At 40.8% G+C, this 9571-nt stretch carries 10 protein-coding genes and 1 pseudogene; 6 read left to right on the forward strand and 5 right to left on the reverse strand.

Going from position 1 to position 9571, the window contains the following annotated elements; genetic code table 11:
• Nucleotides 1-187: 187 nt before the first annotated feature.
• Nucleotides 188-1582 carry a tRNA uridine-5-carboxymethylaminomethyl(34) synthesis GTPase MnmE gene (gene mnmE, locus IQ229_RS02965; protein ID WP_194041146.1) on the reverse strand — a complete coding sequence of 465 codons (1395 nt, stop codon included), beginning with the start codon at nt 1580-1582 and terminating at the stop codon, nt 188-190.
• 213 nt (nt 1583-1795) lie between these two features.
• Here mnmE and IQ229_RS02970 point away from each other — a divergent pair, with 213 nt between their 5' ends.
• Entirely contained in the window at nt 1796-1996 is a 201-nt protein-coding gene (locus IQ229_RS02970) for a hypothetical protein (protein ID WP_099101515.1), read from the forward strand.
• A 38-nt stretch (nt 1997-2034) separates the two neighbouring features.
• Here IQ229_RS02970 and IQ229_RS23675 read toward each other — a convergent pair.
• The 3 genes and pseudogenes from IQ229_RS23675 to IQ229_RS02980 all read right to left on the reverse strand — a co-directional run.
• Nucleotides 2035-2154: pseudogene (locus IQ229_RS23675) on the reverse strand (Uma2 family endonuclease); the annotation flags it as partial.
• Between the two features lie 22 nt (nt 2155-2176).
• Nucleotides 2177-3223 (reverse strand): DUF1611 domain-containing protein, encoded by a 1047-nt coding sequence (locus IQ229_RS02975; protein ID WP_194041148.1) that lies wholly within the window; start codon nt 3221-3223, stop codon nt 2177-2179.
• The gene (locus tag IQ229_RS02980; protein WP_194041150.1) at nt 3207-4259 is read right to left on the reverse strand and encodes a dipeptide epimerase; all 1053 of its coding nucleotides are present in this window, start codon (nt 4257-4259) and stop codon (nt 3207-3209) included. Before IQ229_RS02980 ends, IQ229_RS02975 begins: the two co-directional genes overlap by 17 nt.
• Before the next feature lie 128 nt (nt 4260-4387).
• Here IQ229_RS02980 and IQ229_RS02985 point away from each other — a divergent pair, with 128 nt between their 5' ends.
• From IQ229_RS02985 to IQ229_RS02995, 3 genes are all read left to right on the forward strand, one after another.
• Nucleotides 4388-4939, forward strand: a complete 552-nt coding sequence (locus IQ229_RS02985; RefSeq protein ID WP_194041152.1) for an NUDIX hydrolase — start codon at nt 4388-4390, stop codon at nt 4937-4939.
• Between the two features lie 19 nt (nt 4940-4958).
• Nucleotides 4959-6461 (forward strand): toll/interleukin-1 receptor domain-containing protein, encoded by a 1503-nt coding sequence (locus IQ229_RS02990; RefSeq protein ID WP_228013053.1) that lies wholly within the window; start codon nt 4959-4961, stop codon nt 6459-6461.
• A gap of 271 nt (nt 6462-6732) precedes the next feature.
• Nucleotides 6733-6993: a hypothetical protein gene (locus IQ229_RS02995; RefSeq protein ID WP_194041154.1), complete on the forward strand. Its 261-nt coding sequence runs from the start codon at nt 6733-6735 to the stop codon at nt 6991-6993.
• A gap of 29 nt (nt 6994-7022) precedes the next feature.
• On the opposite strand, the gene IQ229_RS03000 is transcribed toward IQ229_RS02995, so the two are convergent.
• Nucleotides 7023-7946 carry a nucleoside hydrolase gene (locus IQ229_RS03000; protein WP_194041156.1) on the reverse strand — a complete coding sequence of 308 codons (924 nt, stop codon included), beginning with the start codon at nt 7944-7946 and terminating at the stop codon, nt 7023-7025.
• 14 nt (nt 7947-7960) lie between these two features.
• On the opposite strand from IQ229_RS03000, the gene IQ229_RS03005 reads away from it, so the two are divergent.
• Together IQ229_RS03005 and IQ229_RS03010 are read left to right on the forward strand one after the other, a co-directional pair.
• Nucleotides 7961-8392: a nucleoside deaminase gene (locus IQ229_RS03005; protein WP_194041158.1), complete on the forward strand. Its 432-nt coding sequence runs from the start codon at nt 7961-7963 to the stop codon at nt 8390-8392.
• A 438-nt stretch (nt 8393-8830) separates the two neighbouring features.
• The coding region (locus IQ229_RS03010; protein ID WP_265582943.1) for an alpha-amylase family glycosyl hydrolase at nt 8831-9571 on the forward strand (741 nt) is incomplete at its 3' end.

Here is a 9571-nt window from a genome sequence, read left to right on the forward strand (position 1 = left end):
CTCCATGAGTAACCCACCATCTAACATTCCTGCACCGGGAAAAGCTATAACCATGATTATGCTTGGTCTAAGACAACCAAGAACTTGAACTGGAATTGTATCAAACATTATAATATATTCTATCAATTAAAAATTAAACATAAATATTATTATGATTTTTTATGTTTTTAATTGATACTTTTTTAAGTTACTTTCCAATGCAAAACCTGCTAAAAATCCTCTCTAAAACTGATTCTGCTACTTCTTCTCCAGTGATTTCTCCTAGAGCTTGAATCGCGCCTCGTAAGTCAATTGTCCAAAAATCAAAAGGTAACTGCTGAACAATTGTTGCTTGCACTTGTTCCAAAGACATTTTAGCTTGAGTTAAGGCTGCTGCTTGCCTCTGATTAATAGCTAAATCCATATCAGCAGCTTGCACTTTTCCAGATTGGACTATTTCTAAAATTGCTGTTTCTAAAGCATCGATACCTTGATTCTGGGCTGCGGCTGTGACAATTTTAGATTTTGGATTTTGGATTTTGGATTGAAAAATTTTCCGTTTGCTTTCTTCTACTAAATCGATTTTGTTAATAACTAGAATCAACGGACGGTGTTGTACTTTTTCATAAATTTCTTCATCGCCTTCTGTCCAACCTGCGGAAGCATCGATGGTAAGCAAAACTAAATCAGCTGCATTTGCGGCACGGCGCGATCGCTCGACGCCAATTTTTTCCACTTGGTCTGTTGTTTCCCGAATCCCCGCTGTATCTAGCACTTGTACGGGAATTCCCCCGACAACTAACTGAGATTCGACAACATCGCGGGTTGTACCAGGTAAATCAGTCACAATGGCGCGATCGCTCCGGCTCCAAGCGTTCAATAAACTCGACTTACCCACATTCGGACGCCCAACAATTGCCACTTTTAAACCAGTACGCAGCAACTCACCTTGATCTTTGGTTTCCAATAACCTAGTTATTTCTGCGGCAATTTTATCGATTGCTGATATGATAGCTTTATCATCCAACGGTGGTAAGTCTTCCTCAAAATCAATCCGAGCTTCAATTTCTGCCAAGATATCCAAACAGTTAGCGCGTAACTGCCGAATCGGATGAGCTAATTTTCCTTGTAAACCAGCTAAAGCACTTTGAGCAGCTTGGGGCGATTTGGCTCCGACTAAATCGGCAATACCTTCGGCTTGAGTTAAATCTAATCGTCCATTCAAAAAGGCGCGAAGAGTAAATTCTCCTGGTTGCGCTAGTCTAGCCCCATTTTCCAAACACAGTTGCAACACTTGCTGCACTGCCATAATTCCCCCGTGGCAATGGAATTCCACTACATCTTCACGGGTGTAAGAACGGGGCGCTTTCATAATCAGCAACAAGGCTTCATCCACTATTTGTTGCGTCTGGGGATGGCGAATGTAACCGTAGAGAATCCGGTGACTTTCCCAAACTTGTCGCCCTGGTGTATGAAAGAGACTTTGGGCGATTGCCATTGCTTGAGAACCGGACACCCGCACAATCCCAACACTACCCTGTTGGGGGACAACAGCAGTAGCGATCGCGGCTATAGTTCCAGTAGTAGCAAACAGTTCTGACATGAGCGCCCTTTATTAAGAGTGAGGAGTAAAAATCATAACTCATAACTCATAAGTTTCTAAATGGTGAGTATTTAGACTAATGAGATACCAACTGGCAAGGTAAAATTTACCTGTAGGTCATACCTGATAGTAAAGAGTTAAGAGTGAAGAGTTAGAGATGAAAATCATGACTCACAACTTATAACTCATAACTTTTAGAGAGAGGAATGTACTGTGGAGCAAAAGATTAACTGCGCTGTAGCCTGTGTTAACGGGTGTGTTTTAGGGGATAAATGCCCCAATATCGAGTTTAGAGAGTCAGCCGCAAAATTTATTGAAGAGACTCCCTTAGACAAAATGCTGGAGTTGGCACAAGAACGTCTGCGGAAAAAAATGGCAGAACCGCCAAAATGGGTTTTTCCTGAAGATCCATAGCATTCGGGACAACAGGCACAAGCAAGACAGCGTGGAAGTTAAATAGTATCTGGATCTATATTTAATTCTCGCAGTTTTGCTGCCAAGCGATCGCTGTGTTCCTTCTCGTGTTGTGCCACTTCTTCCGGTGTCGGAACCAGTTTTCTTTCACGAGTGTAGGGTTAAACCATTCTACAGCAACTAATTATTCATCACCGCGTCCAAAAGCACATTGGCATCAAAGCGGACTACATCGGTACAAGGTAGCCCCGTTTCTGCTATTGTTTGAGCGATGCTTTCCTGAGCCGCAGACTCATCTAAATGGGCTGTGTTTAGCGCTATACCCGCTACAGAAACACTTCCAAAAGCACCACCGGCATTAGCAACAGTTTCATAAAGCCGAATCACCTCTGGTAAAGGTGGAATGATTACATGGGGATGATTACGTACATGAACTTGTCCTGCCCGATGTACCAAAACTAGTTGGGTTGGTTGCGAACCACGGATTAGGGGTAGAGTTGCCGTTGAGCCAGGGTGTAGCAGCGAACCTTGTCCTTCAATGTGCAAGATGTCGTAGTTTTTGCCATAGCGCATAACTATTTGTTCCACAGCACCGGCGGCAAAGTCTACCCGCACGGCATCTAAAGCCACACCGTCTCCTTCTAACATCACCCCAGTTTGCCCCGTGGCGAGGAATTTAGAACGCCAGCCCCGCAGTTTTGATGCCCAATGTAACTCTAAGCTAGTTGACATTTTACCTATCGCCATGTCGGTTCCCACTGTCAACACCCGCCGACATGGAAGGGTGCGTGCCATTCCACTAGCAACGCTGATATTAGATGGTTCTTTTCGCACATCCCAAATTAGTTGCCCTGGTTTGAGCAGTGCATTTAATTCTGGGATACTTGCCATTGGTGTATGTAAACCATTCACTAAAGACATTCCCGCTTCTAAAGCGTCTTTAATTTCCAACCAGTAATCATCTGGTACAGCACCACCTCCTGGAGCAATACCAATTACTAAAACTTCTGGTTTGTACTCTAGGGCTGCGGCTACCGATGCCACAATCGGCACATCACGCTTGAGACCTGTTAATTCTGGTAGGGATTTACCAGCACACTCGCGATCGATTACGGCTACAATTGGGGCTTCACTGTAACGTAAAATTGCTAGCCCTGTTTTGCCATGAGTCCCAATAGTCCCTTCATGAAGCAAGATAGCTACTCGTTGATTAAGTGATAGACGCACTGTGTTGTACTCCCAAGCCTGGTAAATCGTTTGGCAAAACTCTTCCTTCTTTTAGCAATGCACCCGTAAAAGGGTCATCAATTAAGTTTAGGTGACTATCTAAATCTAAATAATCAGCCAGTGGCGCTAGCTGTAATGCTGCTGTATTAGCTAGCGAACTATCAGAATAGCAACCGAACATTACTTGCAACCGATGTGCTCGTGCTGTATGTACCATTCGCATTGCCTCTGTTAGCCCCCCTGATTTCATCAGTTTGATATTAATACCATCTACGTAGTTTGCCAAATCGGGAATATCAGCGCTTGTGAAACAACTTTCATCGACAAAGATGGGGAGGGGAGAGTGTTCTTTGAGTTTTGCTAAACTTGGTTCTTCTCCCCGTGGCAATGGCTGTTCTACATACTTTATACCCAAATCTGCTAGCCAATTGCACATAGCGATCGCATCTTCTAAACTCCAACCCCCATTGGCGTCAACAAAAAATTCTAGTTCAGGTGCTTCTTCTCGCACCGCTAAGAGCATTTTTTGATCTGCATCTATGCCATCTGGACTGCCTAGCTTCACCTTAAAAAGACGGACATCTGTAAACTTTAACCAGTCTCGCGCTCTCACCCTAGCGCCTTCAGGTGAATTAATTCCAATTGTGACTGAAGTCGGGACTATTTGATTGCGATCGAGTCCCCAAAGTTGCCACAAGGGTAAACCTACGCACTTACCCAACCAGTCATGCATTGCCATATCCAAGGCAGCTCTTGCAGCAGAAGGAACTTGGTTTTGTGTTAAAACTTGCTCAATTTCCTGACGTTGTAAAGGACTGAATGTTTGTAACAGAGGCACAACTTGCTGTAGGGCGTCTTTGATTGCATCAGTTGATTGCCGATGATTACCCACACCAAAGGGCGATGCTTCCCCCCAGCCTTCGATGCGATCGTGTGAAATTCTCACCCATACATTCGTTGTCTGTGCCGTTGTACCCCGACTAATGGTCAACGGAAATCTCTTGTTTACTGTAAATAAATTTACATTTATTTGCATACTTATTTTACATATTATGTTACTGCAAAAGCCAGTGTAAGTTCAAAATTTAGATTATCGGATGCATCTGTTATACTTTTTTACATTCATTGATTAATGACTAAAGTTTTTATACATTATTTTTATTTATGAACAACTTAAAAAAATGGAATATTTTGAAATCAAAAATGGTTTTAGATAATCCTTGGTGTCAGGTGAGGCAAGATGAAATCGAATTACCAAGTGGTAAAATTATAAATGATTATTTTGTCAGTATTCAGCCTGACGTTGCAATGATTTTACCTATCACAAGCAATAGAGAAATTATTTTTGTCCGGCAATATAGACACGCCGTAGGTGAATTTTTCTTGGAACTGCCAGCAGGTAATTTCGATCCCACAAAAGAGAGTGCCGAAGTAGCTGCAATTAGAGAACTAAGAGAAGAGACTGGTTATATCCCCCAAAAATTTAGAAAAATCGGAACTCTATACGATAAGCCGAGTAAAGATACTAATCAAATACATTTATTTTTAGCAAAAAATGTAAGCAAAGCTGGAGAGCAACAACTAGATATTACAGAAGAAATTGAAGTTGTATTAATTCCTGTAGAATCAGTTTTAGATAAAATTATTCAAGGAGAGATTTCTGTTGCAGGAACTATAGCGGCTCTCTTTTTGGGTTTAAACTTGCTAAGTTTTTAATAATCTAAAAGTAATTATTATGTTTGTCTTTACAGTAACTGCTGATACTTTCCTGAAAGTTCGTCCAAGTGAGTTAGGGGAACTAGCTGAAGATGAAAAACTTCTCATTCAAGTCAAAAGTGTCTTGGAGGTAACTTCTTATGCTGAGGAGGAAGAATATTACAGAATTACTTTAAAAAAGTCTATCAAGGGCAAAGATACATGGTTTGTCCGTAAGAAGTATATTAAGATATCTATTTTACAGAATTTATCTGAATACACTCCAAGATCCGCGACATCAAATGAACCACTAGACAAGGTACTATACCAACCTAGACCAACGACATCAAATGAACCACCAGATAAGGTATTATACCAACCTAGACCAACGACATCAAATGAACCACCAGATAAGGTATTATACCAACCTAGAACGGGAGCATCCCAGACTCAAGGCTCTACAAGTTTTTGGAAGAAGCTGTTACCAGCTAAAATCAACTTAGAAAATATTCGTAAAGCCTTGAAATTTTTGGGTGACGGTTTTGATAGTAAATCCATTAAGTTAAACGTAGAAGCAAATAGTAATGTTCCAGTAAGTGAGTTGGGTTGGGATAGTAGCGATATCAAGGATGAAGAAGAAGTTATTAAGCAGTTAAAAGCGCAACTACAAGAAACCCCAACTATTCAAGAACCATCTTCACAACCTGCTGATATAACGAAAGATTTGGTGGATTGCAGTGTGTTCAGTCCTTCTTCTGTAACTCCAGGCGATATGTTCCTTATCCAAGTCTTTGTTCATCTTCCTGAACAAGTTGAATTTGCCAAACAAAATGCTCAACAATTTGATCCTGATGCTAAACAGTTAGGAGCAAGAAGTTTAGGATTACCTATTAAACGGAGAAGTGAACTAACTTTTAACCTGTCCATTTCAAAACTAGAAGTAGATGAGCCAATTCAAAAGTTGAGTTGGAATGGTAGAGCAGATTCTATTCAATTTGGGGTCACGGTTCCTGCTGATATCACTCAGAAAACAGTCATTGGAACTGTTACTGTCAGCCAAAATACAATTCCCCTTGGTCATCTAAAATTCAAGTTATCGATTATTCCTTCTGCATCTTCTACATCCAAAGACCCTCAGCTAGTAGGAGAAGTTGCTCGACATTATAGAAAAGCATTCGTATCTTACTCTTCTAAAGATCGGATAGAAGTTCTTAAAAGGGTGCAGGGACTAGCTGTAAGTGGTATTACAGTTTTTCAAGATATCCTTAATTTAGAACCTGGCGATCGCTGGGAGCAAGAACTTTATCGCAACATTGATGAGTGCGATCTGTTTCTACTATTTTGGTCTACTGCTGCAAAAGAATCGCCGTGGGTGCTTAAAGAAGTATTGTATGCTCTTGAGAGACAAGGTTCTGATGGATTGCGTTCCCCCGAAATTATTCCTGTAATCATAGAAGGGCCACCGCCTGTTCCTCCACCTCCTGAATTGCAGAATCTCCATTTTAATGACAAACTTCTTTACTTAATGGCGACACCTAAATAGCAGATGGCAATCCAAATTCAAACTTGAGAAAATACGGAGATTAAAAGTACGAGTTTTTAAGCCTTTCAGCTATTTTCTCTCATAAATGATTAGGATTCTTATAGTTACGCATGGCGAGGTTCGCCAAGCAGGTGGTGATGTAATCCGAACATCCGGTAGAAGTGCTAATCATGCAACATTGAGGGGTTTAAACCCGCAGCAAATTAGTCAACTCCTTACACCTACTGTTCCTAATCCAGCAAAATAGCAGTTATAGTTTGGATTATTTAGAATGATTACCCCTAGAGTTTTTGCAGATTTTCAGAATGCTGATGCTGAAGGGCGTTTGCGTTTGAACAGTATTGGTACAATCGAAGACTTGGCCAATCAAAGTATTGAGCTAGGAGATGGACAGTTGCTCACGGTATATAGCGAGGATTTGGAAGTTGATGGAGTGGTGCAGTTCTCTGAAGAGGAGAAGTTGTGGGTTGCTGCCATTGATTGGCATCGAATCAGACAAGTTGAGGATTTTGTTGTGCAGGCACAAGTTTGAGTATCCACGCCAGCTAGTTTTTTAGTTTTTTACCTAGCCCATTGCTGCAAGATGTAATCATAAAAAGCCTCTTTATTTACCTTATCCATCGCATAAATCTTTCGACCACCAGGAACTACTTTAGTACGCCCCTGACTCAGACCAGTGGTGATAATTTCTGTTTCCCATTCGCGCAATTGATAAAATTCTGGATGTCCCAAATAAGCAGTTGCCAACACATCCCAAAAATAATAATCTTGGGGAATAACTAGTGCATAACATTGTCCGGCTAAATCAGAGATGGGATAGTGGCGTTGTCGTCCCATTTTGTATACTAACTCCGATGTGACTGGGACATTGTTAGTCAAATCCAAAGGACACATAATAATTTCAATTTGCGTTTGCCATACCTGCGCTGCTGAAACTGCGTCCCAATAAACATTCCATTCGGCAGAACCATCTTGTCCCGCTTCTAAGCTTTTTTCTACATTGCCACCAACATTTAATGCACCTCCCATCCACACAATTTTGTGAATTTTGGCTTCAATGTCCGGTGCTTTGTCTAAAGCTGCGGCTACCGTCGTCAAAGGGCCAGTTACCATCAACGTTACGGGGTCTGATGCGTCACGTAACACCTGTATCATGAAATCTTGACCTGTTTCAGCAACCAATGGCGTAGTGATGGTTTTGCTTTGATTGAGAATGGGGAGATGGTCAACAATAAACGAATCACGGCGATAGAGAGTAGGAAATGGATTAATCCCGCGCACAGTGCTTTCTGCTACCGGGATATGAGAAAATCCCATCAAATCGATAATTTTACGTGTGGCGCTAACAGCTGGTTGAACGTAGCAATCTGCTGGAGTGACGACAACACCAAGGAGTTCAATACCATCCATCCTCAACAGCAGCATAGTTGCCAGATAATCATCTACACCGCCATCGTGATCCATTAATACAAGTTGTTTTGTCATAAAAGGAGAATTATATGGATGAGTTTATGGAAGCTGCTATTCAAGAAGCAAAAAAAGGCAGACAAGAAGGTGGAATTCCTATTGGTTCGGTTCTCGTCAAGGATGGCAAAATTCTCGGCAGAGGACACAATAAACGTGTGCAAGACGGCGATCCTGTTACCCACGCCGAAATCGATTGTCTCCGCAATGCTGGGAGAGTTGGCAGTTATAGAGGTACAACACTCTATTCAACTTTAATGCCGTGTTACCTATGCGCTGGGGCAGTGGTACAATTTGGCATTAAAAAAGTCATCGCTGGAGAATCTAGAACTTTTCCTGGTGCTAAAGAATTTATGGTATCTCATGGTGTGGACGTTATCGATCTTAATCTTGACGAATGCGAACAAATGATGAGTGAGTTTATTGAAACTAACCCCGAACTTTGGAATGAAGATATTGGTAAATAGTCATTGGTCATTGGTCATTGGTCATTGGTCATTGGTCATTGGTCATTGGTCATTAATTATCCTCCCCTGTTCCCCACTACCCACTATCCACCTTTTAAGGATAGGTTTTTTAAAATCAGCCAGTAGATAGAGTAATGTGATGTCTGGAAAAGCCACTGCGTTTACTGTCTTTCAATAGACATTTAATCCCAGAACGCATGGAATAGGTTTTGAAAGCGAAACCCAGAGACAATTTAGCAAAACCATCATATCATGTCAGCATAATTAGTTATGATTTAGATAGTCATTGCACCCCTATAATCATAGCGATCGCAATCACTGATTGAAGTCCATGACATTAGTAAAATATTTATAATACTTAAGAAAGAAGCTGCAAATTATTTGATATTACACAATAATTTTAGTGACTGTAACTAGCTAAAATTTAAAAGTGTGAAAATGGCAAATTTAACTGAATTTACATTATTTGCTCCTCGCAACAAAGGAGCAGCTTTAATTGGATCTTTTTCAGATTGGAAAGAAGTTCCAATGTCAAAAGGTGAAGATGGTTATTTTCGCACTAAAATCAAACTGGAAGACGGCGTTTATCAATATAAATTTCGCATTCAAACCAAAAGCCCAAATTTTGCACTTGATGAATGGATAGATATCATTGATCCCAAAGCGACAGATGTTAATGAAATAGAAAAATACAGTATAGTACGCATTCAAGATGGTCAACGCATTGTTGATAATTACCTTTGGCAAAACGATGAAATACCGTTGCCTGATAACCGGGAATTAGTAATATATGAAATACACGTTGCTGATTTTACTGGTGATGAAGTTGATTCTAACGAGCGAGGCAAATATTTAGGGATAATCGCTAAGTTAGATTATCTTTGCGAATTGGGAATTAATGCAATTGAATTAATGCCAGTTAATGAGTACCCTGGTAATTATAACTGGGGCTATAAAGTTCGCCACTTCTTTGCTACAGAATCTAGTTACGGTTCAACAAAAGATTTAAAGCGATTAATTGACGAGTGTCATGGTAGAGGCATTCGCGTCTTTATGGATGGAATTTATAATCACACAGATGAAGAATGCCCTTTAATACTTATTGACCGAAATTACTGGTACTACGAACACAAACATTATCCTGAAGACCCAGATAATTACTGGGGGCCAGAGTTTAAC

It is taken from the genome of Nostoc cf. edaphicum LEGE 07299 (genome assembly GCF_015207245.1).
Lineage (GTDB): Bacteria > Cyanobacteriota > Cyanobacteriia > Cyanobacteriales > Nostocaceae > Nostoc > Nostoc edaphicum_B.

What these genes read in the sequence shown, in the direction of transcription:
- IQ229_RS02995 (WP_194041154.1), top strand. Translation starts at nt 6,733, where the DNA reads ATGATTACCCCTAGAGTTTTTGCAGATTTTCAGAATGCTGATGCTGAA.
- IQ229_RS03005 (WP_194041158.1), top strand. Translation starts at nt 7,961, where the DNA reads ATGGATGAGTTTATGGAAGCTGCTATTCAAGAAGCAAAAAAAGGCAGA.
- IQ229_RS02985 (WP_194041152.1), top strand. Translation starts at nt 4,388, where the DNA reads ATGAACAACTTAAAAAAATGGAATATTTTGAAATCAAAAATGGTTTTA.
- mnmE (WP_194041146.1), bottom strand. Translation starts at nt 1,582, where the DNA reads ATGTCAGAACTGTTTGCTACTACTGGAACTATAGCCGCGATCGCTACT.
- IQ229_RS02990 (WP_228013053.1), top strand. Translation starts at nt 4,959, where the DNA reads ATGTTTGTCTTTACAGTAACTGCTGATACTTTCCTGAAAGTTCGTCCA.
- IQ229_RS02980 (WP_194041150.1), bottom strand. Translation starts at nt 4,259, where the DNA reads ATGCAAATAAATGTAAATTTATTTACAGTAAACAAGAGATTTCCGTTG.
- IQ229_RS03000 (WP_194041156.1), bottom strand. Translation starts at nt 7,946, where the DNA reads ATGACAAAACAACTTGTATTAATGGATCACGATGGCGGTGTAGATGAT.